The sequence below is a fragment of the Paenibacillus sp. 8b26 genome (genome assembly GCF_050626875.1).
Classification (GTDB): domain Bacteria; phylum Bacillota; class Bacilli; order Paenibacillales; family Paenibacillaceae; genus Paenibacillus.
The window spans coordinates 1,107,090-1,134,070 of sequence record NZ_CP192445.1 but is presented as its reverse complement, the minus strand read 5'-3'; the positions used below and the strand labels follow the sequence as shown (position 1 = coordinate 1,134,070).

Annotated in this window: 24 protein-coding genes; 21 read left to right on the top strand and 3 right to left on the bottom strand. The window is 46.2% G+C overall.

Going from position 1 to position 26,981, the window contains the following annotated elements; translation table 11 throughout:
• Positions 1-206 precede the first annotated feature (206 nt).
• The 20 genes from ACQ4MX_RS04915 to ACQ4MX_RS04820 all read left to right on the top strand — a co-directional run bounded on the left by ACQ4MX_RS04915 (position 207) and on the right by ACQ4MX_RS04820 (position 21,147).
• Entirely contained in the window at positions 207-3,443 is a 3,237-nt protein-coding gene (locus tag ACQ4MX_RS04915) for a hypothetical protein (RefSeq protein ID WP_431089599.1), read from the top strand.
• Positions 3,444-3,457: 14 nt separating this feature from the next.
• On the top strand, positions 3,458-8,461 hold the full coding sequence (locus ACQ4MX_RS04910; protein WP_431089598.1) for an RHS repeat-associated core domain-containing protein: 5,004 nt from the start codon (positions 3,458-3,460) through the stop codon (positions 8,459-8,461).
• Between the two features lie 14 nt (positions 8,462-8,475).
• Positions 8,476-9,132 carry a hypothetical protein gene (locus tag ACQ4MX_RS04905; RefSeq protein ID WP_431089597.1) on the top strand — a complete coding sequence of 219 codons (657 nt, stop codon included), beginning with the start codon at positions 8,476-8,478 and terminating at the stop codon, positions 9,130-9,132.
• Positions 9,133-9,394: 262 nt separating this feature from the next.
• Positions 9,395-10,741 carry an RHS repeat domain-containing protein gene (locus ACQ4MX_RS04900; protein WP_431089596.1) on the top strand — a complete coding sequence of 449 codons (1,347 nt, stop codon included), beginning with the start codon at positions 9,395-9,397 and terminating at the stop codon, positions 10,739-10,741.
• Positions 10,735-11,187, top strand: coding sequence for a lipase family protein (locus tag ACQ4MX_RS04895; protein WP_431091254.1), 453 nt, complete (start codon positions 10,735-10,737; stop codon positions 11,185-11,187). The genes ACQ4MX_RS04900 and ACQ4MX_RS04895 overlap by 7 nt, the downstream gene beginning before the upstream one ends.
• A gap of 82 nt (positions 11,188-11,269) precedes the next feature.
• A complete protein-coding gene (locus tag ACQ4MX_RS04890; RefSeq protein WP_431089595.1) occupies positions 11,270-11,923 on the top strand; it encodes a hypothetical protein in 654 nt (217 codons plus the stop codon).
• A 72-nt stretch (positions 11,924-11,995) separates the two neighbouring features.
• Positions 11,996-12,466: a hypothetical protein gene (locus ACQ4MX_RS04885; RefSeq protein ID WP_431089594.1), complete on the top strand. Its 471-nt coding sequence runs from the start codon at positions 11,996-11,998 to the stop codon at positions 12,464-12,466.
• 10 nt (positions 12,467-12,476) lie between these two features.
• Positions 12,477-12,767: a hypothetical protein gene (locus ACQ4MX_RS04880; RefSeq protein ID WP_431089593.1), complete on the top strand. Its 291-nt coding sequence runs from the start codon at positions 12,477-12,479 to the stop codon at positions 12,765-12,767.
• 759 nt (positions 12,768-13,526) lie between these two features.
• A complete protein-coding gene (locus ACQ4MX_RS04875) occupies positions 13,527-14,663 on the top strand; it encodes a polysaccharide deacetylase family protein (protein ID WP_431089592.1) in 1,137 nt (378 codons plus the stop codon).
• A gap of 255 nt (positions 14,664-14,918) precedes the next feature.
• Positions 14,919-15,344, top strand: coding sequence for a phage holin family protein (locus tag ACQ4MX_RS04870; RefSeq protein ID WP_431089591.1), 426 nt, complete (start codon positions 14,919-14,921; stop codon positions 15,342-15,344).
• Positions 15,345-15,424: 80 nt separating this feature from the next.
• Positions 15,425-15,712 carry a Dabb family protein gene (locus ACQ4MX_RS04865; protein ID WP_431089590.1) on the top strand — a complete coding sequence of 96 codons (288 nt, stop codon included), beginning with the start codon at positions 15,425-15,427 and terminating at the stop codon, positions 15,710-15,712.
• Positions 15,713-15,736: 24 nt separating this feature from the next.
• Positions 15,737-16,177 carry a DUF86 domain-containing protein gene (locus ACQ4MX_RS04860; protein WP_431089589.1) on the top strand — a complete coding sequence of 147 codons (441 nt, stop codon included), beginning with the start codon at positions 15,737-15,739 and terminating at the stop codon, positions 16,175-16,177.
• An 8-nt stretch (positions 16,178-16,185) separates the two neighbouring features.
• A complete protein-coding gene (locus tag ACQ4MX_RS04855; protein ID WP_431089588.1) occupies positions 16,186-16,833 on the top strand; it encodes a helix-turn-helix transcriptional regulator in 648 nt (215 codons plus the stop codon).
• Between the two features lie 96 nt (positions 16,834-16,929).
• Entirely contained in the window at positions 16,930-17,253 is a 324-nt protein-coding gene (locus ACQ4MX_RS04850) for a YtxH domain-containing protein (RefSeq protein ID WP_149094918.1), read from the top strand.
• 208 nt (positions 17,254-17,461) lie between these two features.
• Positions 17,462-18,271, top strand: a complete 810-nt coding sequence (racE, locus tag ACQ4MX_RS04845; RefSeq protein ID WP_025683453.1) for a glutamate racemase — start codon at positions 17,462-17,464, stop codon at positions 18,269-18,271.
• A 117-nt stretch (positions 18,272-18,388) separates the two neighbouring features.
• Positions 18,389-19,645 carry a M14 family zinc carboxypeptidase gene (locus ACQ4MX_RS04840; protein ID WP_431089587.1) on the top strand — a complete coding sequence of 419 codons (1,257 nt, stop codon included), beginning with the start codon at positions 18,389-18,391 and terminating at the stop codon, positions 19,643-19,645.
• A gap of 134 nt (positions 19,646-19,779) precedes the next feature.
• Positions 19,780-20,046 (top strand): hypothetical protein, encoded by a 267-nt coding sequence (locus ACQ4MX_RS04835; protein ID WP_431089586.1) that lies wholly within the window; start codon positions 19,780-19,782, stop codon positions 20,044-20,046.
• Positions 20,047-20,236: 190 nt separating this feature from the next.
• Complete coding sequence (locus tag ACQ4MX_RS04830) at positions 20,237-20,539, top strand: heme biosynthesis protein HemY (protein WP_014280825.1); 303 nt, start codon at positions 20,237-20,239, stop codon at positions 20,537-20,539.
• A gap of 23 nt (positions 20,540-20,562) precedes the next feature.
• Positions 20,563-20,784 (top strand): DUF1450 domain-containing protein, encoded by a 222-nt coding sequence (locus tag ACQ4MX_RS04825; protein ID WP_014280826.1) that lies wholly within the window; start codon positions 20,563-20,565, stop codon positions 20,782-20,784.
• A gap of 93 nt (positions 20,785-20,877) precedes the next feature.
• A complete protein-coding gene (locus tag ACQ4MX_RS04820; protein WP_431089585.1) occupies positions 20,878-21,147 on the top strand; it encodes a hypothetical protein in 270 nt (89 codons plus the stop codon).
• 154 nt (positions 21,148-21,301) lie between these two features.
• On the opposite strand, the gene ACQ4MX_RS04815 is transcribed toward ACQ4MX_RS04820, so the two are convergent.
• Positions 21,302-23,311, bottom strand: a complete 2,010-nt coding sequence (locus tag ACQ4MX_RS04815) for an LTA synthase family protein (RefSeq protein ID WP_431089584.1) — start codon at positions 23,309-23,311, stop codon at positions 21,302-21,304.
• A gap of 238 nt (positions 23,312-23,549) precedes the next feature.
• Complete coding sequence (locus ACQ4MX_RS04810) at positions 23,550-24,710, bottom strand: THUMP domain-containing class I SAM-dependent RNA methyltransferase (protein ID WP_431089583.1); 1,161 nt, start codon at positions 24,708-24,710, stop codon at positions 23,550-23,552.
• 157 nt (positions 24,711-24,867) lie between these two features.
• Between ACQ4MX_RS04810 and ACQ4MX_RS04805 the strand changes: the two genes are divergently transcribed.
• Entirely contained in the window at positions 24,868-25,512 is a 645-nt protein-coding gene (locus tag ACQ4MX_RS04805) for an O-methyltransferase (RefSeq protein WP_431089582.1), read from the top strand.
• A 123-nt stretch (positions 25,513-25,635) separates the two neighbouring features.
• Here ACQ4MX_RS04805 and ACQ4MX_RS04800 read toward each other — a convergent pair whose 3' ends face one another.
• Positions 25,636-26,856 carry an MFS transporter gene (locus ACQ4MX_RS04800; RefSeq protein WP_431089581.1) on the bottom strand — a complete coding sequence of 407 codons (1,221 nt, stop codon included), beginning with the start codon at positions 26,854-26,856 and terminating at the stop codon, positions 25,636-25,638.
• Positions 26,857-26,981 lie beyond the last annotated feature (125 nt).

Below are 26,981 nucleotides of genomic sequence, written 5' to 3'. Positions count from 1 at the left end.
AACCGGTTTATGGAAAATAAGGTCCATTTGACCTATGAAAAGGGCTGTTTAGGGGGCCGATATATTAAATTGTTGTATTTATTATGGGAATGGAGGAAAGATGTTCTTTTTTTATGATTGTAAGGTTTATAAGAGAGAGAAATGGATTGGGGACCCAAAGTATACCCAACTATTTCCTGAATGACAAGAGGAGGTTATCCAGTCAGATGTTTTGTAAAAAGATAATGGTATGGTTTCTGACGGCACTTTTGGCAGCAAACACTTTGCTGTGCTTGCCTAATGTGGCAGGAGCGGAGGAGCAAGACACGAGGGACGGAGTAGAACAAAATCAAGCGGATACGGCACAGGAGGAACTTGAGGTTTCTGATGGAACGGTTTCTTTCACCCCGTCCGCTTCTGCGACAAACAGCGTCTATAACGCACTGATGATGAGCTTGGCGGCAACGGTGGAATATACGTCGATCCCTATTAATCCCGGGGAAACGTATGAATTTGAGAATACAGATACGATTAGTAAATCCATATACAGTAACGCGTCCGAATCCAAAGGCATTCTGTATGATAGTGTGAGTTACAAAGAGGACGGAGATATCAGCACTGTCCATATGGATTACGGCATAAGCCCCATTGGTGTTCCCGGGGGAGGTACAGCATTTATTACGAATGCAGGGACAACAACATTAACCGTAAAGATAACGGATGTCTTCACCTACAGCACATCGGAGAGCCCGGCATTGGAACGTGTTACGGTCTCTAAGAATGAGAGTTACCGGATCGTAAATGACGGATGGACTGCCCGCTCAATTCAGCATGATGGTTCAAGTAAGGACAATCGCCGTTTTGATTTTGCCAAATACAAGGCAGATGGAACTTTAGCCGCCTCTGGCCTTAACAGCATTGCTCATCCCTCTTTGGCTGAAGGAGAGGAACTGATCGTTACAGGCGGCACTTCAAATGCTGTGACCTTTGGTTTACCATACGGAAAATACAGTACAGAAAGTACCGGAGAACCTGCTTACGCACGGGTTTCCTTGAACCAAGGAGAAAGCTACCAGTTTATTAATGTTGGAACCAGATTAGATTCAATTGAAAGTGATGGTACACCCAAGGATAAATTGGACTATGTTGTGTATCTGTCCAATGGAACGGAATCCTCGCGTGGCACTGGCACTTCAGCCAAGCCGCAGGTCGGTGTAGACAAATACGCGGTTATTACCCAGGTTACGGCCAACCCGGTTACATACGGCGCACCTTACCGTAACTTTATCGCCCGTCCTGTGGGCGGGGATGCGATCAGCCGTGTCGAGTTTGAGGCAGGCAAGAGCTACATTTTCCATAATAACGGCACGCTGATGAACCCGATCTACAACAACTCAAGAAAGGCAGGAAGCTTGTTCGATTATGCTATTTACAAGCCAGATGGAACGGTAAACTCCTACGGTTTTAACAGCCAGGCTGGTCCTATGATTCCAGCTTCAGGCTATGCCATTGTGACTGTGATGGGCCCAGGACCGATTACATTTGATTATACGGACGATTTTTCCTGGGAAACGAGCAAGGATCCTGCCTTTTTACGCGTAACCTTATCGAAGGGTGAAAGTTATGCTTATACGAATATCAGTGATCATTTAAGGAATCTGCACAGCACCGCTCCAACCGTTAAGGGCAAATTTGATGTGGTCCTGTATAAAGCGAACGGCATGGAGGAATCCAGACGCAGTACTGGAAACTCAACCTTTCTGGTTGGTGCAGGCAAAAAGGCCAGCGTGACGGTAACCAGTGACACGCCGATCACCTTTGGTGGTATCTATCGGAGCTTTAAGGCCAGCGCAGATGACAATGGTATCGGCCAAACGACGTTGGAACCGGGGGATTCGTATGTTTTCCGGAATCATGATAGCCAATCGAACTCATTGCGGCGTGATAAAAGTAGCGGGAATGCACGCTTTGATTCTGCAAGCTATCGAGGACTTCGTTTACTTACATCAGATCATTTCAACAATATAGTAGATCCGGAGATTGTCGCGGGCGGTGAAGCAATTGTCACCAATGTATCAGATCGGCCAATCACCTTTAGTTATAGCAGTAAAGTAGAGGCTTTGCTCAGCGGGCAGGCGGCATTCCATCGAATTACGTTAAAACGTGGAGAAAGTCGGAGATTTATTAATGTAAGTTCTATAGACAAAGCCCTGGATGTCATTTCTGCCAACGGTATGAAGTGGAGCTATACCAATTACCGTGCAGACGGAACTTTCACTCAAGTGAATGATACAACGCAATTGCCTCTAGTACAGGCTGGTGGCTACGTGGTGATTACTTCTGTATCGGATATACCGGTTACGTTTGGCGGTCCATTAGGAATATTCGACGTGGATGATGCCCAAGCTCCGGCAGGTCAGGTAACCGTTAATCAAGGAGAGAGCTACGTATTCGTGAATACAGGTACAGAGACTTCTACGCTGACCTCCAATGCTGCAAGTGAAAATCGTCTCTATGACTATGCCATATATGGAGAAGGTACCGGTGTTCATTCCAAGGTGGATGACGCAGGCATGAGTGTTTCGTTGCCTATGATCTTACTTGGGGCTGGAAAAACGCTAGTCGTGACTGTGACTTCACCACAGGCAGTAACTTTTAATTATGGAAATGAGATCAAGGCTGAAGCGGGTACTGACCCAGCGTTGTTAAAAACGTCTTTGTCTGGCGGAAAGCAGGAAGTATGGATCAATCGCGGAAGTCAGGAGGCCCCTGTCTTGACGAATGCAAAGACGGCTGGTGGAACGTATCAATATACCGTTACGGATCAGGCTGGAAAAGTGATTCGTGAACATAAAGAGGCGACAGATAATCTACAGCAAGTGCCAGGTAAAGCAAACATTCATCTTGCCGTAGCAGCAGCTACTCCTGCTGTTAACTTTGGAGCGCCTTATCGTTTGTTTGCTATGAAAAATAACGATGACAGCAAGCTGGACGAGCTCATTGAACTCATAGAAAAGGAAGCTGACTTTATGGCAGGTCAGCAAGGGAAATATCGATTTACGCCCAAAGAAGACGGAATGTACCGTTTTGCGGTGAAGGAAAAATCCAACGAAGCTGCGCAGCAGCCTATTGTAACCTTGTTTACCGACCCTGATTTTTCTAATCAGCTTGTCTCCTCAACAGAGCAAGAGCAAATATATGGTTGGAATTTCACTGTTTTAGAGTATGAGATGAAGGCAGGACAAACCGTTTATGTGAAGCTGACAGAAACTAATAGTGGCGCATTACAAACCGTAATTAAGGCAGCACATATGGCGCTTGGCAAGGATACTTCATATGAATACGGCAAAGGGAACCGACTGAATAAAGTTATTTTTTCCACCGGAGATCAAATCGAGCTGCATTATGATTTAAACGGAAACGTCAGTATGCGGCTGAAGAAGGTATTTCCTTTTACAAATTAAATAGGGGTGAGCGAGTGTTTAAACGTTATATTTGTAGTCTATTATGTGTGGTAATGTTGCTGGGTCCATGGAGTACATGGGTATATGGAGAAGAAGGGAAAGGAGAGGCGGCAGCTTCTCAGTCTTCTTCGTCTTCCACTCCACAGATTATTACCAGAGCATGGCTTGCACAGCAAACAGGTAAGGATCAGGCTTGGGTCAATGCACAGTTATCCAAAGGCTATACCTTATATGATATTTATAAAGCATGGCAAAAAAATGGCGGGGAAAACTCATTACCTGAACAAAGTCCTGCCTTGTGGGTACAGCAAAATGGGCTTGAATTGAGCACAAAAGCGAAGACGGAACCGTCCAAGGAGTCGGCTGAACTACAGGCAGGTGAAAAGCCCGTTCAGGATGAAGTGGTGAATCCCAAACCGCTGGATAAGGACGAGGAACCATCGCTGGTTCTTGAGACGACTGAGGTAGGCATACCATCCGTACCCGGTGTACATGATTCCGTGTATGCACCGAATCCAGAAAAAAACGGTCTGATCGGGCAGGGTTTACTTAAACAAAGTTTGTTGCAGGGTTCTGCTACAACAGATGTGTATGCTCCTTTTGATCAAGCGGCGCTTGCACAAAGCAGGCTGAGTGATGATGCTTCGCGTTATGGGCTGGATTACGGTGACAACAGTGTATCAAACGCTTCTGGACAGCTTATCGTTCAAAATACGGACCTGGTGCTGCCGGGGTCATTGCCCTTTGCACTGACTCGTGTGTATAACAGTTCATTGGCGAATAACCAGATTGGTATGCAGCAAAATGAAGGGGTGTACACAAACACAAGTGCCATCCGCGAGGAGGAAGCAGCTTCAAGTCTGGGAAGAGGCTGGAAATGGGATCTTCCTCATATGCAGAAACAGGACGGTAAACGGTATCTGTACATGCCTGGAACAGGCTCCTATGAACTGAAAAATGATTTAAAGCTTGAAGGATATGCATACAAAGATCTGAAGATCAGTACAGATCAAAGTGCAAGCGTGCAGGGATTACGAAGTGAATACAAAATATCAGAGCTGAATGGAAACGACTATTATCTCGATCAGGATGGTTATTTGATTTTAATCCAGGATGCGTATAAGAATCGGGTGGAATTTGATTATTCAAGTTCTGGTGGAGCTAGGCTCCTTCGTTCGATTCGAAATAATGATGGCAGAGCGTTTGACTTCACTTACAATGCCGGACAACTTGTCGTCAAGGAGCAGGGGACGGACCATCAGTACACCTATCGTCAAAGTGGCGAGGGAAGCAGCAAGGTGCTCACGGAAGTGCTGGATTCCCTGTCAAGAAGCACAAGCTATACGTATACCTTCATGGATGCTCCGTTTAATTTGGTAGCAGATAGTGAAGGGAAAGCTGGGGTCTTACAGCAAAATACAACTGCGCTGCTCACACGAATTGCACGACCTACTTCGTCCATTACAGACATACGTTACGAAGCCTATAACAAGCAAATAGGCGTATATGGTACACAAGGCGTGTTTAAAGTGGTTTCACGTGCAGATGTGTACAGTACAACGGCAGGTAACCGTTTTTTAAATAAAACCGATTTCACCTATTCGGGAGAAGATCTAGCCAGCTATGGCAAAAACGCCGAATGGACGGTGACTGCTACAGGAACACGTACAACGGAAACCTTCCATTTCAGTAAAACCTTTAGAGGAGATCATGCACCCGACAAATGGGTTCTTAACCGCTATGATCAAGAGGGAGATTCCACCGGTTATCATGTAAACTACACGTATAAGGATGCCATGGACTGGAATTTGCCTGCGCAAATGCGAGAGTCCTATACGGAGGGTGGTTCTTCATCAGAACCAGTGACGACCTTCTATGAGTACAATGAATATGGTCTGCCTTTGAAAATATCCCAAAGTACGGGTTCGGAGACTGTTCATACGTATAAAGCCTCAAATGAGCCTTTTTTCTGGGTACAACCTGTTCAGACGGTTAGGAAAATAAGTGAAGGAAAAACCGGAACGACAGTTCGAACCTATAAAGCAGAGGGCACATTGTATGAACTAAAAAACTATGAAGGTACAGAGCAAGGCAAGCTTTTATCACACAGCTATACTTTTTACAATGCAAAAGGGAATGTAAGCGGTCAGAAAGTTCTGATTGACGATAGAAACTATACGGATGTGTCTATTGATTATAAATCATCCTATGGTTCTCAGCTCGCGACAAGGCAGCTTTTGCCTAAAGGTGTTGAGTATACGTATGATTACTATCCGACTGGAGAAATCAAGTCCCAAACCGATGCCAAGCGCAAAACGGAGTCCTATGTGTATGACGCATTGGGGCGTGTAACGAAGGTTACTTATCCGGATGGAACTCAGACCGTTGTGGTGTATAAGGATGATACGAACGATGTCACCGTCACCGGACCGGATGGCGTGAGCGCTGAAAGAATGTATAATCCATTCGGACAAATGCTCCAGCAGCAGGTGGGTGATGCGATTTACGGATATGGTTATGATGATCATGGAGATATGGTAGAAAGCACGGATGCCGAACAAGCAACCACTCACTATGCCTACGATGCTTTTGGACGGCCTGTGAAGACGACCTATGCGGATGGAACAACAGATACCGTGGCGTATCATGCGGTGGAACGTACCGTGACTCAGACGGATGCGTCCGGTTATCGTGTGCGTGAAGTATCAGATGCTTTAGGTCGTGTGACTTCCACACAAGAAGCTACAAATGGATCATTTCAGCCACTTGAGTCGTTAGCTTATAATCATGCGGGCATGGTCACTAGCCGGACGGACGGTAACGGCCAACGCATGACCTATGATTACGATGCTCTGGGACAAATGACCTCGGTCACCGATCCATCCGGACAGCAGGTTAGCTATATGTATGATCTGGCCGGAAATTTGAAGACTGTTCAGTATCCTGACGGGCAAAAGAATATGTATTCCTATGATGAGCTGGGCAGACGGACGTTGCTTGAAAAAGCAAGTGGTGGAACAACGCAAAATATTTACGATACGGATGGTAATATCACCCGTATGCTGACAGGGAAATCGGAAGCAATCACCTTTCAATATAACGCGGACGGGCTGGTTACCGAAGCGGCGGGTCCCGATTTTAAGACCAATTACACCTACGACAACGCAGGACGAAGAACCGGCATGACGGATGGGCAGGGAACGACCTCCTATGCCTATGATCCGACAGATGGATCGTTGACCGGGCTGAAGTACCCGGATGGCACGAGAATGAACTACGAGTACAACAAGCAGTCTCGTACAGGCTACGTGCTGACCGATGCTTCCGGGACGTCTATGCATGTCCAGTCCAAACTGGACAGCTTGGGCCGAGTTGCTCAAATGGACGTTAGCGGTGGAGCCGGTACAGCCAACGTACAGAGTCTGGCGGGAGCCAGTGCTGCTTCGGGCGGTTCACTGGATAGCATGACGTTTGAGTATGCTCCTAATGGGTTGCTGAAAGGTCAGGCTTCAAGCAGAGGTTTGAGTACACGATTCAGCTATAACGGACTGGATTTGTCCGGGGTTACGGTGGAGCAAGGCGGTACGGCGCTGCACCAATTTGGTTATGAGCGAGATGGGAATAAAAACATCATCGGACGTACACAAAATGGAACAACGGATCAATTTGGATATGACCCGTCCAACCGAATTGCCAGCGAAGCCGCAGGAGAGAAGAACAAGACCTACGGCTACGATCCGAATGGAAACCGAAGCGCCGAAGGCAGCGGCAAAGTGTTTGGTATGACAAACGCCAGTTATGGCTATGATTCCGTCAGTCGTCTGACCCATGTGAGCGGTGAGGGCAAAGAGGTCGGATACAGCTACAATGGAGATGGACTGCTGTACGAGCGTACGGAGGATGGTAAAACAACCCGGTATTACTACGACGAGGAAGCGAAGCTCATTGCGGAAGCCGAGGTCGAAGGTGGAACGGCGAAGATCACGTATGCCTACGTGTATGACTTGTCTGGACAACTGTGGGCCAGACAAGACAAGGCAAGCGGACAGCTGCAATATTATCAGCTGAATGGCCACGGTGATGTGGTGGGCCTGAGTGATAGTACAGGCAAGGAACTGAATAGCTACAGCTATGATATCTGGGGCGGCCCGAAGACGGTGAAAGAGACGGTACCGAATGTGCTGCGCTATGCTGGCGAGTATTGGGACGACACGACTGGACTCCAGTATTTGCGGGCCCGCTGGTATGATCCGGGCACAGCCCGTTTTATGGGCGAGGATACGTATCAGGGAGAAATGAGTGATCCGCGAAGCTTGAATGGGTATGCGTATGTAGCGAATAATCCGTTAATTTATATTGATCCAAGTGGACATTATTTCGAAACCCTTGATTATCAAGAACTTAGAATATTACTAAATGAAGCGAGGGTTAAATCGAGTTCCAGCAAGAATCAGGATTATCAGTTATACAAGGACTTCATACGGAAACGATACGATTTTTCGTCGGTTTTTGGAGGAGCAAACCAGTATAATTACTTATACGACCTGTTAACGGGAACGAGTGGCTATAAGAATAGTGCTGGCAAGTCAGATTGGGCTAGAGGACAGTTGTTAAGTGCATACCAAAAGTGGACCGATGCCGAAGTCCTTGGCATAGCTGCGATGGGGATGATTGGTAATACTGGTGGAAAGTCTGTTAAGGGAAGAACAACAGGTTTTACAAAAATCAGCTTCAAGACAGACTTGTTTAATCGATATCAGAAACATGTATTCTCAACCGACCATATTAAAGACGGGATAATGAAATTAGGAAAAGATAAACAATCAATATTCAGTAGCATAACTGGAAAAATTGGCTCTGTAGATCCCTCTAAGTTAAAACAAGGTTCAAACCAAATGCATACCAAAATTAACGGATATGATGTAACAATAAGATTTTACGTTGAAAATGGTGCAGTTATTAATGTGAATACCTTTATGGGAACTGCTGACAGGGTAATTGGAAACCTCATTAAATAAATTGGAGTGGTAAAATGGAAGATATAAAATTGCAAGAGACTGTATCAAAATTAGTTGCTAGTAGGGATTTTCTTGAGGAAGCAGAAAGACTAATGCTAGACTATGTGAAAGTAAATCCAAATGATGTTGATGGTTGGGCTAGATTGGTCATTTTGGAGACACTTTCTCCGATTGAAGATTATGAACGAGCTACTAAGTATCTCAACAATGCTCTAGCCTTTCACAAGGACAATTTGTTGTTTTTTGTCTTAATGTTGTTCTTCTCCGATTGGTATTTAGGTGGCTTAGATGAAAAGCTGGTAAGGAAAGCGCTCGAACTAAAAAGTACAGTAAATTGTGAAGTTTCCTCCATATTGTCTTACATTCTTGCTTGGCATTACAAGAGTATGGACATTTGTAAATTTGATTCATTATTAAATGAGTCGATACAAGAGTGTCCAAAACATGTTACTAATTTCACTGATTTGGGGATGCACTATCTAGGTAAGGGCGATAAAGAATTAGGAAAAAAATTGATTCGGAAGGGGATATCAAACGTTAAATTAATTTATATAGATTCCAATATTGATTATGATCCACTCGATATAGTTCGCTTTGTAAATGAGAGGATAACTGGAGTATTTATGACTGAAGATACGTATCACTCTCTTAATAAATTGATACAAAACTAAATGTGAAAGGCCTTAAAAAGGGGAATTACGAAATTTCCAAGAGCCTCGCCTACAAGCTCTTTCTTCTCTATACAAGATTTTAAACATTTAGCCACAATGCGATATAGTTTCGTGTTGTGGTTTTTTATTATAATTTATATATATTTACAAATAAATCGGAGCAGTCACCTTTCAATATAACGCGGACAGGCTGGTTACCGAAGCGGCGGGACCGGATTTTAAAACCAATTATACCTATGACCTTGTGGGACGCCGAACCAGCATGACAGATGGGCAGGGAACAACCTCCTATGCCTATGATCCAGCAAATGGGTCGTTGACCGGACTAAAGTACCCGGACGGCACGCAAATAACCTACGAGTACAACAAGCAGTCTCGCACAGGTTATGTGCTGACCGATGCTTCTGGAACGTCTATGCATGTCCAGTCCAAGCTGGATAGTTTGGGCCAAGTGACTCAAATGGACGTTAGTAGTGGAGCAGGGACAGCCAACGTACAGAGTGTGGCAGGAGCGAGTGCTGCTACGGGCGGTTCACTGGACCGCATGACGTTTGAGTATGCACCGAATGGGTTGCTGAAAGGTCAGTCCTCAAGCCGAGGGCTGAGTACGCGATTCAGCTATAACGGACTGGATTTGTCCGGAGTAACGGTGGAGCAAGGCGGTACGGCGCTGCACCAATTTGGGTATGAGCGGGATGCCAATAAAAACATCATCGGACGTACACAAAACGGAACCACGGATCAATTTGGATACGACCCGTCAAACCGAATAGCCAGCGAAGCCGCAGGTGAGAAGAACAAGACCTACGGCTACGATCCGAATGGAAACCGAAGCGCCGAAGGCAGCGGCAAAGTGTTCGGTATGGAAAACGCCAGTTATGGCTATGATTCCGTCAGTCGTCTGACCCATGTGAGCGGTGAAGGGAAAGAGGTTGGATACAGCTATAACGGAGACGGGCTGCTGTACGAGCGTACAGAGGGCGGTAAAACGACCCGGTATTACTATGACGAAGAAGCGAAGCTGATGGCGGAGGCCGAGGTCGAAGGTGGAGCAGCGAAGATCACGTATGCCTATGTGTATGACTTGTCCGGTCAACTGTGGGCCAGACAAGACAAGGCAAGTGGTCAGTTACAATATTATCAGTTGAATGGCCACGGTGATGTAGTGGGCCTGAGTGATAGCTCGGGCAAGGAGCTGAACAGCTACAGCTACGACATTTGGGGCGGCCCGAAGACGGTGAAAGAGACCGTACCAAACGTGCTACGTTATGCTGGCGAGTATTGGGACGACACGACCGGACTCCAGTATTTGCGGGCTCGCTGGTATGATCCGGGCACAGCCCGTTTTATGGGCGAGGATACGTATCAAGGCGAGATGAGCGATCCGCAGAGCTTGAATTGGTATGCGTATGTGAATAATAATCCGTTGATTTATGTTGACCCAAGTGGGCATAAAGTTTGGCTAGTTCACGGTACTTTTGCTTATCCAAATACATGGAATAATAGTAAAAGTTACATTGAAAAGGAACTTTTTCATGAACCGATTGATACTCCGCGATGGAGCGGTAAGAATAACAATGGAGCCCGCGTTAAGGGGCAGAAATTGTAGCGAATGAAATTTATAATTATCACAAAGCTCATCCAAAAGAACCTATACGGATTATGGGGCATAGCCATGGAGGTAATGTGTCCATAATGGCAACTAATATTTTGGCTAAACGTGGGGTGCGCGTTGATACTCTTATCACCATTGCGACACCAGTACGAGGGTATAAGCTGAAAACGGATGTAGGACAACATATCAATGTATATAACGATTATGATTTAGTACAAAAAGAACTTGGAGGGAGTATTTGGACTTTGGGGCAAGCGATGCGTACATTCAGTGGCGCTGAAAATATTAAAGTTAAATTATCTTCATATTTTTCTACACATCGAATTGAAGCCCATTCTGTAATGCATAATAATCCTAATACATTGGATAAATACGTAAAGCCACTTTTGTTACAACATAATTTTTCTGAAGCAAGGTATAAAAATTCAATGAAAAACTGAGCAACACTTTAAAAGGATAAGCACTATTTAGATATGATATAAATTGAAAAGTAAAAAATCAAACATAGACAGGAGGGAGTAAATGAGTAAAATGCCTATCTGGTTCAAAATAATATGGATGATACCTATTCTTATAAATATAGCGGCTTTCATATGGTTTATTTTAGGCTCAACGGGGGGCTTTCAACATGGACATGATATCTTGGGAACCGCTACATTGGTTTTATTTGGAGTTCCGTCAATTATAATTGTATTAATATCGTTAACGTATATTTGGCAGGGATGGGCACCATTTAGTGGGATAAAATATTTGGTGTCAGCAATATTGATGGTATCTTTACTATTTTTTTCTTATTATTTAGTAGATGGAACTCCCACTCGAGGATGGCTATATGATAATGTTGATAGTGATCCAATACGCTTAACTTCAGATCAAAAATATGAATATCGCATTGATTTAATTAATCCTTTCCAGAGGAATAGTAGGGAACAATTGCACTTGAAAAATATTTCAACAGGAGAAGAAAAAAATATCGCTATTTCAATTAGAAAGGAAAATGAGGGCTATTCAGGTGGAGGTAGCGAGGACTGGGCTTGGGGGATTTTAAAACCGACAAATGTACCGAATCAATACGAGTTGTCTACACTGGACGAACATAAAAATGGGAGATATGGTATGGATCCCAGAGTTTTTCTAATTGATGTAGAGGCGGGGACTGTGCAAATATTGAAATAGGATTTTTTAAACATTTTACCACAATGCGATATAGTTTCGTGTTGTGGTTTTTTTTTAATTATCAGTCCTTAATTGCGCTTACTTCATGCTATTGTAAATAAATACTATGGTGGGCTGGTTACTGAAGCAGCGGGACCGGATTTTAAAACCAACTACACCTATGACCGTGCGGGACGCAGAACCAGCATGACAGATGGGCAGGGAACGACCTCTTATGCCTATGACCCAGCAGATGGGGCGTTGACTGGTCTGAAGTACCCGGATGGCACGCAAATAACCTACGAGTACAACAAGCAATCTCGCACAGGCTATGTGCTGACCGATGCTTCCGGAACGTCTATGTATGTCCAGTCCAAACTGGATAGTTTGGGCCAAGTGACTCAAATGGATATTAGCGGTGGAGCCGGTACAGCAAACATGAAGAGTCTGGCAGGGGCGAGTGCTGCTGCGGGCGGATCACTGGATAGCATGACGTTTGATTATGCCCCTAACGGGCTGCTGAAAGGTCAGTCTTCAAGCAGAGGACTGACCTTTCAGCTATAACGGACTGGACTTGTCCGGGGTTACGGTGGAGCAAGGCGGTACGGCATTGCACCAATTTGGGTATGAGCGGGATGGGAATAAAAACATCATCGGACGTACACAAAATGGCGAGGATACGTATCAAGGTGAGATAAGCGATCCGCAAAGCTTGAACTGGTATACATGCGTTGCGAATAATCCGATGGGGTATGTTGACCCGAGCGGGCAAGAATTTATGCCTGCGACTAAAGACGGAATATTTTATACTAACCAGAAGAACATTATACATTGTGAAAGAGTAGAGATTTTTGGTTCAGAGTAAAGCTAAATTCGCCTTGAGGGTTAAATTCCTTCAAGGTTTTTCATTTGCATTGGACTCATTGGGGTATTTTATGCAGATGAATTGAATATGGGAATTTCATGATAGGGAAGTATAAGAGTACAATGGGTACAGCCATAAAGCTGAATTAAATATATTTAAAACTATTGCCGTAGAGTCACGTTTAATTACAGAGTATAATGCAATTGATGGTGAAGGAGTTCTCTACAACTTGGAAGCAATAAGGAGAATTAAGACTAGGGAATCTCTTTCTTTTATGAAAATAAGAGCAGGTTCGAAAAAAAGAAGTTATCTTATTTTCAGAAGAATGTCTTAATGCCGTTTCAATAATTATTGTATGACTGTAAAAGGGAAGTAGTCTGTTCTAGCCATTAATACTGTGTACAAAATACATGAAAGACTTGTTTCATAAGCTCTGGTTCCGATAAAACAATTTGTTAATTGCTTGCATCCTCTACCTCAATGGATTTATTCACAACTTTGTAACCTCGGTGGGCGGGGGTATTGCGAGATTGTTGTCGAATTGTTTCACTATATTTACATACTATACTCTGGTAATCTATTAATATATATAGGGGGAAGGAAAGGCGTTCCGATTCAATCGGTTGAGATGCGTTTATGTTCTATATGTTTAGTGAATGTCTATATTGCCATGTCTATATCGTCATGTCTGTATAACTTCATAGACAAGCTAGAGATAGCTCCCGCACATATAAAATACAGCACAGGATGGTGTAAGTAATGAAGTTTTTGAATGTAAAATGGATGGCTGTATGTTTGATGGCAATCTGTTGTTTGGGTCTGTTGGGCATACATACGAATACGGCAAGTGCGCAAGCGAAGGCTCCTTTGCTGGGGGTCAATGATGTATTACTGGATTCTAATACGATTCGTCCTGTGATGGAAAATGACAAGTTGTATGTACCTATCGTTACATTAGGTCAAAAGATGGGGATCTCCACTTCGGCCAGCGGACGTACATTGGTGTTGACCGGACATAATCGCAGCTTTACGCTGGATCTGACCAAGGGTGATGTTTTTGAGCGCGGAGGACGTACGATGGTGCCAATTCGCACATTGGCGGATGCCTTCGGTTTTACCATCACGATACCTTCAAGCAATCTATATCGGATTCAGAACGCGAATGCGAACTTGTCTGAACCACAATTTTTGAATAAATTTGCCGCAGAAATTAAACAGTATGCAGCTGTGAAGCCAGGAAAATCTGGCAATGCAGGAACTAAGGGGAACGCTTCTGCATCGAGCCGAACGATTTATTTGAGCTTTGATGATGGTCCTACGGCGCATACTTCACAACTGTTGGATATTTTGGATAAATATAATGCCAAGGCTACTTTCTTTATGCTGGGACCGGAAATTCGTGAACATAGTGCAGTTATGAAGAGAATGGTAGAGGCGGGTCATGGTTTGGGCTTGCACGGGATGTCGCACCAGGTGAAGAAAATCTATGCTTCTCCGGCAGCGGCGCTTGCAGAAATGAATCAGGATAATGAGATTTTATTCCAGGCAACTGGGCAACGCACTTCTTTGATTCGTACGCCTTATGGCAGCAAACCGTATTTGAAGAAAGCATTCCGTGATCAGCTGACGGGTGCGGGCTATCATATTTGGGATTGGAATGTAGATTCCAACGATTGGCGTTATACCAAAAATCCAGAGCATTTTGAACAAACTGTTCTGAGTGATATTAGAAGATTGAAAAAACAAGGCAGAACACCTGTCGTTCTTATGCATGATAAGCCATCTACGATCAAGGTACTTCCACAGATTATGGCGGCTTTGCAGAAGGAAGGCTATTCGTTCGAGCCGTTAAATGGCAATCTGACTCCACTTAATTTTTGGAATGATCATCGTTAATTGAATAGCTTGTCAGAAAAACAGACTACCCTACTTTATTTTTTGAAGAGGGGGTCTGTTTTTTTTATATAAGCGGTAAGCAGAAATTATTAGGTTTTTTAAGGTTTTTTTGTCGTGTTTGCACAGAAAATCATGAGGTTTGCAGCTTGTTTTATATGAATCTATGATTTCAGTTCCCTCTTCAGGTCATATGACTTTACGGGTTGCCACGTCGCTGCATATATTGCAGTAACCGCCCTGAGAGGAGGAACAGGTATGAATATTAACCCGGCTATGTTTAGTATGTTTTGTGCCACCACAGGTGCCATTATAACATTTGCATTTGGCGGCTGGAATCAGTTGATGGTGCTGTTCACAGTTGCGATGGCTATTGATTATGTGACTGGGGTTGCCGCAGCGATTAAGACTGGGGAAGGCTTGAGCAGCAAAGCAGGGTTTTGGGGATTGACGAGGAAGGCTTTGATGCTGATGGTGATTTCTTTGGCACATCATGTAGACCTCCTGATGGGCACTGAAATCATGAAAGGGGCGGCGACGTATTTTTATTTATCCAATGAATTAATCTCGATTACGGAAAACTGCTCACGCATGGGCTTGCCGCTCCCACCGAAGCTCAAGAATTTTTTTGCTCTGCTGAAGGACAAGGAGGCTGGCGGGAAAGATGGTGGAAAAGATCGCTAGAATTACGAAGTTTCTTTCCGTATGCGGGACGTTATGATAAAATTTTCAAGAGAACATTTTAAGATAAGGAGCCTATACGCATGATTAAACATATTGTTTTGTTCAAATTGAAAGAACGCTCCCCTGAAAGCATTGAGCATACGGCGTCCGTCTTGCGCAGCATGAATGGTAAAATCAAAGAACTTCTATCACTCGAAGTAGGTACGGATGTGATTCGTTCGGAACGATCTTATGATATTTCCCTTACGGCTGTTGTCGAAACACTGGAGGATCTGCAGACGTATCAGGTACACCCTGTGCATCAGGAGATCATTGTACACATGAATGAAGTGAAAGATGTATCGATTGCAGTTGATTATGAAATTTGAAGCGGTTACGGGAGGTGAAGGACCTTGTATTATGTCAACCGGGAGCAAATTGAGCTTCGACTAGGGGCCGTTCCCGACATTGTTGCAGGACTCCGCCGCATAACGGCCGCTTGGAACGGAGATTTGTTGCAGGGGCTGGTGCAGGAGCGCTGCCTACATCTGGCGATTGAAACGGTAACGGACGTAGGAAGCTATATCATTGACGGATTTATTATGCGTGATGCCAGCAGCTACGAGGATATTATCGGTATCATTCATGAAGAGGGCGTACTGGATGATACCGTGTTTAATCCGATCATGGAGCTGGTCGCCTTGCGGAAACCCTTGGTGCAGGAATATTTCCATTGGGACCGGACGAGCCTTCATCCGCTCACACCTGAGCTGCCCGAGCTATTGGAGTGTTTTGCATCCAGTGTGCATGACTATTTAAATAAGGAATTGGGTCTGCAGCCCGAGGGAGTGTAAAGGCTAAAGTGACGGATAAGTATATCGTTCCCGAAATGCCCACCAGGCGCATGATTATGACATTGTTGAAAACCAAGGGACCTGTGGGCGTCGGAAGCTTGGCAGCTCAATTGGGCATTACCGAAATGGGGGTGCGCAGGCATCTCAAATTGATGGATCAGGATGGTCTCATCGTCGCTACCGTAGTGCGGCAAGCGATGGGACGTCCGACGTTTTTGTACAGTCTGAGCGAGCACGGAAGTGAGCAGTTTCCCCGCAATTATGATCATTTGTTGCTGGAACTACTGGGGGAACTGGATGAAGAGCAGGGAATGGAAGCTGTTTACTCTCTGTTTGACGGCAGAAAACGCAAAATGATGAAGCGTTACGCCCCTCAGATAGAGAGCGAGACCACGCTGGCTTCACGTGTGGAAAAGCTTTCCGGCATTCAGAACGCCTCCGGTTATATGGCGGAGTGGCGGGAAGAAGAGGACGGGAGCTACTCTATTGTGGAATACAATTGTCCGATTTCTCAAATCGCAGGCCGTTACCGCAAGGCTTGTGAATGCGAGCAGCAAATGTTCGAGGAGCTGCTTGATGCCGAGGTTGTTCGTGAGGATTGCTTGGCGGATGGAGGACGTTGCTGCCTGTATCGTATCCGGTCCCGAAAAAAGTAGGGGCATTTATGGTCGTTCGCTGTGTCATGACAAGCTCTCCCTGCTTATAATGCATTAACAGATGGGCATTCGCCCGGGCATAAGGGAGAGATGATGATGAAAGAAAACCACAAAAGCTTTATCCGTGGTGCGGTGGCAGGTAGCATTGCCGGTTCGCTCGCTGCGCTGTTGTTTGCCCCCAAGTCAGGTCGTGATCTGCGTCAGGACATTACGGATCAGGCACGTCTAGTCAGTGATAAGGGGCAGGAACTGGCCGGGAAAATTACAGATGCCTCTATTGAGTATACCGATAAAATTAAGGATACGGCCTCAGCGGTTATTCATGAAATCGGGCAATTTCGCAAAAAAGGCGGAGTTCTTCCTGAAGTCAGCATTTCATCCGATCCTGTTCAAGAAGATATCAAAAAGGATTCCCTGTAAGCAGCTCTAAACCAATATAATTTAACTGAATATGGATTCGCTTCGAGGCTTCTCCTGTTGGGATGAAGCCTCTTTGTTGATCGCTTTCCCTTTTTCGGGTAATATTTTGGGGTACCTTTTACTCGAATACAACATAAGGTATGTAGCAACGGATAGCTTCCCAAGAGGGAACGACTCATACTTGAACAAAAAAGGAAGCGGTGTGTACGTGCAGCAAGCGATTGCAATATTGGATTCCGGTGTAGGAGGTCTGACGGTTGTTAAAGAAGTCATGCGTCAACTTCCAAGGGAAAAAATCATTTATTTTGGAGACACTGCGCGCACCCCGTATGGACCCCGGCCATCGGAAGAGGTTAAGAAATTTACAGAGCAAATGGTTGATTTTCTGATTCAATTTGATCCGAAAGTCATTATTATTGCCTGCAACACGGCAACAGCCGCTGCATTGGACTATATTAGCCAAAAGGTATCCATTCCGGTGATTGGAGTCATCCACCCCGGGGCACGTGCTGCAATTAGCGCAACAGCCACCGGGCATGTCGGGGTGATTGGGACTGTAGGTACAATCCGAAGCGGAGCCTATACGGCTGCGTTGAAGCAACTATCCCCCTATGTAGACGTGGTGAGCCATGCTTGCCCTTCGCTTGTTCCTTTGGTGGAACAGGGATTGTTCCGTTCAGAGACAACATCAGAGGTCGTAGAGGAGACATTGAGACCGATTCAAGCGTACCCGATTGATTGTCTGATTCTTGGTTGTACGCATTATCCTTTTTTGAAGGAAACGATTCAGGAAGTGATGGGCCCCAACGTGAAGCTGATTAGCTCCGCAGACGAAACGGCTCGTGAGACGAGTACGATTTTGTATAACAAGGGCAAGTTGGAAGCCGGGGATGAGACACCGGTGCATCAGCTTTTTTGTTCTGGTGATCCGGAATTGTTCCAGAGTATTGCCGCACAGTGGCTTGGGGAGCAAATTCGTCAAACGCCTGTTGTTTGGCAGGTCACCAATCTCGATTGACGAGACGGCCGATTTTTTTGTCATTAGACAAAAGTATCGGCTGTTTTGGTATTCGCTTCATCAAGACACGCCGCGTCTGCATAACATGCAGTAAGACAGATGGAAGGGGCGTAGAAGATGAGGGAATATATCGTACAAAAAGGAGATACTTTGCACCGGGTCGCCTCGGCTTTTAAATTATCGGCAGATACATTGATGGCAGACAATCCATGGACTGCCGCGCAACCCTATCTGGTTTGTGGTCAAGTGCTGTACATTCGTCCGTCAATGGATCGTAAATACGTTATTCAGCCCGGTGAGCATGCCAGACACATTGCCAAGCAGTTTGGTGTGGAGCTTGATGAACTGCGGCAGGCTAATCCCGAACTTGCGGAGCATGATTTTGTGGAAGGAAAAACAATGATTATCCCTGAACACTATCAGGATCAGATTATACATTTGCGCGGGGAGTATGGGTACGAGGACTTGAGAGAAGATCTTGCGGCACTGGCTCAAAAGTATCCGTTTATTGAAGTTGGCAGCATCGGCACCAGTGTCATGGGAAAGGATATTCCCTATGTACGTATTGGACGGGGACCACTGAAAATTCACGCCAATGCCTCCGTACATGCCAATGAATGGCTGACGACGCCGTGTTTGCTGCGTTTTGTAGAGCGATATGCGCAAGGAGTCGACAGGATGAATGGAAATGAAGAGGGGGAGCATCACGATGAGCGAGAGGATCAAGGTAATGCTCCTCCATGGATATATGGCGTTTCTCCACAGACTTGGCTAAACCGTACTTCCTTATGGGTAGTGCCCATGGTTAATCCGGACGGGGTTGAGCTGGTTCAACAAGGTGTCCTTCCGTCTCATCCCCTGTATCCTGACTTAAGAAAATGGAATGATGGCCGCGCTGATTATCGTGGATGGAAGGCAAACATTCGCGGTGTGGATCTCAACGATCAGTTTCCGGCGCATTGGGAGGAAGAGGTGCGAAGACGCGGTAAAACAAGCCCGTCCAGAAGGGATTATGCGGGTCCTGCGCCTTTGTCTGAGCCGGAGGCTAAAGCGCTTGTCGATCTGACGGAGCGGGAACGGTTTGATATGGTGTTTTCCATACACAGTCAGGGACAGGAAATCTATTGGAATTACCGGGATTTGGAGCCAAAGGAGAGTCGGGATTGGGCATCACGGCTGGCGGCTGCGACAGGATACCGGGCGGTAAAGCTGGGGGGCAGTGATGCAGGGTATAAGGACTGGTTTATACAGCGCTTTGGCAAACCTGGTTTTACCGTTGAAGTCGGGCTGGGCGTAAATCCGCTGCCTATGCGTGATTATGACGATATTGCGGCAGAGGTGGGCATGTTAATGGCAACGGTGCTGTCATGGTAAAAGGGTCGACCTGAAACGCCATAGTTTATCAGTACGTATTAGGAGGAGCACGTGTTTTTACAAGTGTTCCTCTTATAAGTCCCTTCTAATGGGGTATATATACTTAGGAGCATTGGAAATGGAGTGAGCAACCTATGAAGTGGAAAAGATTACTGTCTCTCCGTCAATGGTCACATGTGTTTCGTCGCATGCCCCGGTTTATTACGTCATCGAAAATTCCATTGGGTGAAAAATTGCTGTTTGTCGTTCCTGTACTGCTCTATTGGGTACTGCCGGATGTCATGCCCTTTATGCCCATTGACGACATTGGGGTGACGCTGTTGGTGATGAACTGGTTTGTGACCCGCGCTGAACGAAAATATCCCGATGTGCTTGAGAAGCAGCGCGTACGTGTCCGGTAGGAATATAAGCTTGTGAATTTCGTGATTGCGATTTTTCGCAGTTTTCTTTACAATAGGAATATTGCCTTTCAAGTATAAAGGCTATTTTGTAGTTTATAGTTGTTGAACTTACCTGTTAAATTGTGTGGCGCGGATATTCATGCTCCGTTGGACCACAATTCATTTAATCAATATGAAGGAGATGAAGTTGATGAATTGCAAAATTACTCGCAACGCTGCTAAAGTATTGAAGCTTGAATTGGATAAAGAAGAAAACCAAGGGAAGAGCCTGCGGGTTGTCATTACTCATTCCCATGGAGATCATGCTCATTACGGGCTGGATTTGGACACGCCTAAAGAAACAGATACCGTCGTATCTACAGATAAAGGCATTGATGTTATTTTGGAAAACGGCCAGCCGCTGCTGGATGGCGTGAAAATTGATTACTTGTATTTCCCTGAAGAAGGATTTGTCATTACTAACCCTTCCCAAGGTAATCACGGCGACCACTAAGCCGGAGCACGGAGGGACGACAGATGGCCAATGATATTCGCGTATGTGATGAATGCAATCATATTCGCTTGAAAACAATCTTGCCCAAGCTGCAAAAGATGGCACCGGATGCGGAGATCAAAATCGGTTGCAAGTCGTATTGCGGACCTTGTGGGAAGCGGGCGTTCGTATATGTGAACGGACGCTATATAAGTGCAGCTACAGAAGATGAAGTATTGGAGAAGGCTGCGCGTTTTATAAAATAATTCCAGTACGCAGCATTCGCGGCTTTGTATAGTTCCCCTTCTTCTGATCCATGCTAATGGATGCAGACCACTGCCCAGAAGGAGGAGTGACTCATGGCCCAATATGATTCTAATCTGGACAATCACAGTGTCGAGGCCCAAACGCAAAACTCGGTGGACAAGCTTCACCATGCCGTTTCTCAGGTATTGTCACATCCGGCTGAGCAACTGATCGAGCAGGCGGAGCAGTCCCGTACTCATGCGGAGCATGCCATAGAGCAGGCGAAGGACAGCCTTGGCGACGATGCGGTAGAGGTTGCCGAGGAAATGCTTGGTGAAGAGACACAACGGCTGGAGCAGGCCAAAAAAGCATTGCGCCCATAAGCATTCGTAAATGTAAATGAGCGCGGTTTACTAGCTCAAGAATACCAAAAGCCCGATCATCAGCATGTTGCTGCTTGATCGGGCTTTTCTTGTAGGTACTCATCCTTCTGGGAATCCGGGAAGGGTGCTGTGCAAGCAACCTTCCTCAGAAAGTCTATTTGGATGTCGAAGGAGTCGTAGTTACTTCTTTGATTTGCGGTTCCCATTGGCGAATGAGATCATACGTGATCACCTGATCGGAAATATTCAACCGATTGAGAGCTTCAGTATACCCCGGTCCGCAGGCGTTCACATCCGTAGGCTGGCCTGTGGTAAGGTTGTAACAGGTTCCTTTGGAGAACGTGCCGTCCTCGGATGGAATGTAGTACACACGACCATCAGTGAAGGCACCACTGCGCAGCACGACCATGCGAGGCTTCCCGCTGAAAAGGTCATTGCCCATAAAGTGATACGGTTTCGTTGAAATGCCAAGCAGATGCATCACCGAAGGTGTCAGATCAAGCTGTCCTGCCGGTTCGGTGTAAGTTCCCGCGTGGCTTCCATCGGGAAGATGCACAAGCAGCGGTACCTGGTTCATGATTTTCTGCATATCAAGATCTGTGAGTGGTTTACCCAGAAATTTCTCATACAGGGCCTTATCTTTAATGGAATTGTCGTGATCCCCGTAGAACATCAGGATCGTATTATCCCACAATCCGTCTTTCTTCATTTGATCCACCAGTTCACCTAGTGCTTCATCCACATAATGCACGGATTTCAAATAGTCTCCGAACATGGTCCCTTCAAACTCGCCAACATCCAAATCCACAGCGTCAGGTGACAGATTGTAAGGGTGGTGGCTCGAAATTCCGACCATATAAGCGTAGAACGGCTGTTTGACCTCAGTGGTGAGATCATTGAGCGTCTGCCGGAAAAAGGATTTGTCTCCCAGCGACCAGCCAAGCGGCTCGTCTATTTTAAAATCTTTTTTACTGTAGAACTTGTCATAGTTCATCGCCTTATACATCGTGTAGCGATTCCAGAAGCTGCTGTCGTAAACGTGAAATGCATTAGGGCTGTAGCCAGTATCTTTTAGAATAGAAGGCAACGTATCGAATTTATGGTCCGCATAACGGATGAATACCGAGCCTGTAGGGAGCGGATGCAGTGAAGCATGTGTAGTGAAATCCGCGTCTGAAGTACGGCCCTGCGCAGTCTGGTGATAATAATTGTTAAAATACATGCTTTCCTTCGTCAGCTTGTCAAAGTTAGGCGTTATGGCCTGACCGTTGATCTCCTTGCCGATGAAAAAGTTCATATACGCTTCGGCTTGAATGACCATCACATTTTTGCCTTTATACTTGCCTGAAAGGTCATTTTTCACCTGAAGCAGCTTTTGATGCTGATTAAACCATTCCTTATCCTTATCGGACTCTGCCTGAGCCAGCGTAGGCTGGGATCCCAGATGGTCCTGTCCATAACGGTAAATGTCGTACCCGTGAAATCCGATCAGCCCGGTTACATTGTACAGGGCCATCGACCACCAGTTACCGACGAATATGCCGGTTGCCCACGTGGACGTATAGTATTTAATCGGTCCAAAGGTAAAAATGTAGCCGATCAGGAAGGCCAACGCGCCCTTGGAGAAGCGAAGCAGAAACCTTTTGCTGAATGAACCGCGTGACGTTTCGATGTAAGAATCACTCGTTCTATACCGACGCCGCAGGGAAGCCACGAACATCACATACGGAATGAACAGGATCCAGTCTGCAAAAAAGAAAAGATCCCACCAGTACATCAGAGATATGATACTTCCACCCAGGGAATCAACTTGTCCGGCTTGAAGCAAGACGGGAATCGTAATGAAATCCTGAAAATACCGGTAATAAACCATGTCAGAGTAAATGAGTGCGGTAAGAAAAATATCAAGCACCACAAGAGCTATTAAACGTCCGCGCCGTGACAGCCATAAGGTCCAAAAACTCACAAGCAAGAGCGAACCGATAGCGATGACATAATCCAGCGGATTCATGTCAATATTTTGGGCATGCAGGTTATGGTGGATCAGAACGAGCTTGCCAATCATAAGTACAAAAAACAGACCAAACCCGAAATATCGGGACAACAGCATTCTGCTGAACATGTTTCCAGTGCGATTTGCACTGGCCGTGCGAATAACCAACACTTTACCCCCTTCGGCAGAAATGTTCGGCTAGTATAAACTAAATATTAACGTAATGTTAAAACCGAAATCGCCTTTAATTATTATAGCGCTCATCCCGCGCATTTCAATGATTAAGTAAAGAAAATACAGCATTTTCCTTCCAGTACAACAGGGGAAAGCTACATTTTTATCCTATGAACAGCACAAATCAGGCCAGAAGGCGAACGGATGGTTCGCTTCCTGGCCTGGCATCATCTATTTAAGACTGCGACGGCGGAGTATCTTTGCGGCGCGGTGGTAGAGGGCCCAGATACTGATAGTATTGACATTCGATCCGGCCATTAAACAGCTTGCGGCGCTTATCGGCTTTACGGCCCCAATAGTGCTCGAATTGCTTGGTAGAGCTGATGGCAAAGAAGGACCATGTCTTCATTTCCGCTGCCGTGCGTGCGATTGACCGGATCAGCTTCTCCACCTCGGTTTCCTCACTCAGTCTCTCACCATAAGGTGGATTGGTAATCATCACACCATATTGGCCTTCAAGTCTGACTTTCGTTACAGGCATGACCTTTAATGAGATATCTTTAGCGAAGCCAGCCGCCTTTACAGCAGCCTCAGCGACTTCGATGGCACCTGGATCAATATCGCTGCCTGCAATCTCGAAAGGAATGTCATCGCGGGTCAAATCCATCGCTTCGTCGCGAGCCTGATCCCATAGCTCGCGACCAATGACAGGCCAGTCTTCCGAGTTAAAGGTACGTCTCAGCCCCGGAGCAATATTCCATGCCTGCATTGCTGCTTCTACCAGCAGAGTACCGGAACCGCAGCACGGGTCATAGAACGGTCGATCCGGGGTCCAGCGGCTAAGCTGAATCAGAGCGGAAGCCATCGTCTCTTTGAGCGGAGCCTCCGTTACGAGCTTGCGGTAGCCGCGCTTGTGCAGCCCCGGACCTGTCGTATCAAGCGTTAGCAATGCACGGTCATTTAAGAGAATGACCTCTATAACATAACGAGGGCCGTCCTCCTCAAACCAATCCGTGTGGTAGGTTTCCTTGAGTTTTTCCACAATCGCCTTCTTGACGATTCCCTGACTGGCTGGTACGCTACTAAGCTGTGATTTGTGCGAACGTCCCTCTACCGGAAATTCACCATCCATAGGAATCCAATCCTCCCATGGCAAAGCTTTGGTGCCCTCGAACAGCTCGTCGAAGGTGGTTGCGGCAAATTCACCCATTTTAATAAGAACGCGGTCTGATGTGCGCAACCACAGGTTACACCGGCATATATCCATATAATCACCGGAAAAAACGACGCGGCCATTCTCGACGGTCAGGTCCTCGTATCCGAGTTCTCTGAGCTCCCGAGCCACGACGGCTTCAAGTCCCATCGGCGCAGTTGCAATTAGTTGCAGTTGAGTCATTAAACGTATTCACTCCGTCCTCATAATCATATAAGCTTGGTTCAATCCCTATAGTATAGGTCATTGTACACGAAGAGACAAATAATTAAGGCAAATAATTTACGAAGGACATCGCGTCCAACCTGCGTTATGATAAAGCGAGAAGGAGAGATGAAACGTGGAAATTACACCCAATATGACCCCTGAACAATATGTAGACCAACTGGTACAGGAAGATGAAACGCTACGCGGCATCAGGGAGGCCATTGTTGCAGAGGGGATGCCTGAGGTATCGGTGGCTCATCCTTACGGAAAGCTGCTGACCTTTCTAATTGAGGTATCCGGCGCGCAGCAGATACTGGAGATTGGCGCATTAGGCGGATACAGTGGATTATGTCTGGCCCGTGGATTGGGAGAAAAGGGACGCATTGTGTCATTGGAGCTTAAAGAAGCGTATGCGGCACTGGCACATAGACATATGGAGGAAAACGGCTACGGTGACCGTGTCGAATATCGTCTCGGACCTGCAGCGGACAGCCTGAAGGAGCTTCAGGAAGAGGGGAGGACCTTCGATTTTTTCTTCATCGATGCCGATAAGGAAAATTACCCGGTGTATCTGGAATATGCGATTGCTCTTGCGAATCCAGGTGCCATTATTGCGGGAGATAACTGTTTCCTTCGCGGACGGACGCTCAATACCGACAAGAACGGTCCTGCCGTACAGGCCGTGAGACGCTTTAACGAAACGATAGCTACGGACCCGCGACTAGTCAGTACGCTTTTGCCAGCCTATGACGGATTGGCATTGGCCCGTGTAAAATAGGCTGTAGTGTTACTTATATAGCTATACAAAAAGTAGCTATACAAAAAGAACCTCCTTGTCCACAAAATTGTGGAGCGGAGGTTCTTGTCTGTTCTGGAAGGCTGACCTTACCAGAAGGCTATCTTACCTGAAATCAGGTGCAGGCTTACGATCATAGAGCTTCATACGTACCCAGAATATATTGACGATCAGCAGAACACCTGAAATGATGAACAATCCTTCGATGCCGATAAACCCGGACAGTACCCCGCCAATCACAGCGCCCAGCATATTACCAAGCGCCAGCGAGCTGGTATTGAAGCCGAACGAGCGGCTTTCCATGCCTTCCGGTGTATACGTGCGAATCAGCGCGTTTACGCTTGGCAGCAGTCCGCCCATAAATATACCCATGAAAAAACGGATCGTGACGAGCTGCCATACCTGATTGACAAAAGCCTGCGGAATGAGCATGAGCGCGGTTCCGAGCAGAGCGAGGGTCAAAATGCGGTGTGCCCCGATCTTGTCACTCAATCTTCCAAGCAGCGGCGCAGCGACCATATTGGATACGCCGGTAATGGCTGTAACAAAGCCGGCAATGAGCGCAATTCCTTCTGCCGACCCATACAGCTTTTGCACATATAACGGCAACAAAGATACCGTACTGATCATGGCAAACTGGAGCAGGAACGTTACGGTAAACAGAGCCGGAAGCTGGGGCGTATGGCTTAGCTCCTTTAATCCGGCAAGAACCGAAATTTGCGGTATTCGTGCAGCTTCGGCTTTGCTGAAATCTTCCTTAACCAGAAACATTGCGATGAGAGAGGCTACAAGAATAAGAGCGCCTGTAATGTAAAAGATCGGTCTGAATCCAACCCAGTCAGCCAAAAAACCGCCCATCAGAGGGCCGAGAATCGTACCCGCCATCTGACCGGATTGCATAATCCCCATAGCGAAACCGGTCCGTTCTTTGGGTGTGGTACCCGACACCAGAGAAATCGAAGCCGGATTGAAGCCCGAAATCGTACCGTTCAGCAGACGAAGCGCCAACAGTTGCCACGGATGGGTGACCAAACCCATGCAGCCAATCACCAGAGCCATACCGAAGCCCGAGCGGAGCAGCATTACTTTGCGCCCATATCGGTCAGCCAGTTTGCCCCATAGAGGCTGGAACATAAATGAAGTCAAAAAGTTTGCGGCAAAAATGACTCCGGCCCACAGACCGATATCATGCTCTCCCTTCACATGAAGGTCTTGGGCCAGATAAAGAGCGAGGAACGGAGTAATCATCGTAATACCCGCATTGACCAGAAACTGACCGAACCAAAGCACAATGAGATTGACTTTCCACGTCTCCCACGTTTTCAATGTGCTTTCACTTCCTTTCTGCCATTTCATGCTGATGCAAAACTACTTATCCATGTAGAATCCATGTAGAACTTCCCGGAGCTTTAAAAAAGCCATTCCTCTAGTATAGCACACTTCATTGAAAC

What these genes read in the sequence shown, in the direction of transcription:
- ACQ4MX_RS04870 (WP_431089591.1), top strand. Translation starts at nt 14,919, where the DNA reads ATGAATATTAACCCGGCTATGTTTAGTATGTTTTGTGCCACCACAGGT.
- ACQ4MX_RS04915 (WP_431089599.1), top strand. Translation starts at nt 207, where the DNA reads ATGTTTTGTAAAAAGATAATGGTATGGTTTCTGACGGCACTTTTGGCA.
- ACQ4MX_RS04865 (WP_431089590.1), top strand. Translation starts at nt 15,425, where the DNA reads ATGATTAAACATATTGTTTTGTTCAAATTGAAAGAACGCTCCCCTGAA.
- ACQ4MX_RS04875 (WP_431089592.1), top strand. Translation starts at nt 13,527, where the DNA reads ATGAAGTTTTTGAATGTAAAATGGATGGCTGTATGTTTGATGGCAATC.
- ACQ4MX_RS04830 (WP_014280825.1), top strand. Translation starts at nt 20,237, where the DNA reads ATGAATTGCAAAATTACTCGCAACGCTGCTAAAGTATTGAAGCTTGAA.
- ACQ4MX_RS04890 (WP_431089595.1), top strand. Translation starts at nt 11,270, where the DNA reads ATGAGTAAAATGCCTATCTGGTTCAAAATAATATGGATGATACCTATT.
- ACQ4MX_RS04810 (WP_431089583.1), bottom strand. Translation starts at nt 24,710, where the DNA reads ATGACTCAACTGCAACTAATTGCAACTGCGCCGATGGGACTTGAAGCC.
- ACQ4MX_RS04900 (WP_431089596.1), top strand. Translation starts at nt 9,395, where the DNA reads ATGACAGATGGGCAGGGAACAACCTCCTATGCCTATGATCCAGCAAAT.
- ACQ4MX_RS04850 (WP_149094918.1), top strand. Translation starts at nt 16,930, where the DNA reads ATGAAAGAAAACCACAAAAGCTTTATCCGTGGTGCGGTGGCAGGTAGC.
- ACQ4MX_RS04905 (WP_431089597.1), top strand. Translation starts at nt 8,476, where the DNA reads ATGGAAGATATAAAATTGCAAGAGACTGTATCAAAATTAGTTGCTAGT.
- ACQ4MX_RS04825 (WP_014280826.1), top strand. Translation starts at nt 20,563, where the DNA reads ATGGCCAATGATATTCGCGTATGTGATGAATGCAATCATATTCGCTTG.
- ACQ4MX_RS04835 (WP_431089586.1), top strand. Translation starts at nt 19,780, where the DNA reads ATGAAGTGGAAAAGATTACTGTCTCTCCGTCAATGGTCACATGTGTTT.
- ACQ4MX_RS04840 (WP_431089587.1), top strand. Translation starts at nt 18,389, where the DNA reads ATGAGGGAATATATCGTACAAAAAGGAGATACTTTGCACCGGGTCGCC.
- ACQ4MX_RS04820 (WP_431089585.1), top strand. Translation starts at nt 20,878, where the DNA reads ATGGCCCAATATGATTCTAATCTGGACAATCACAGTGTCGAGGCCCAA.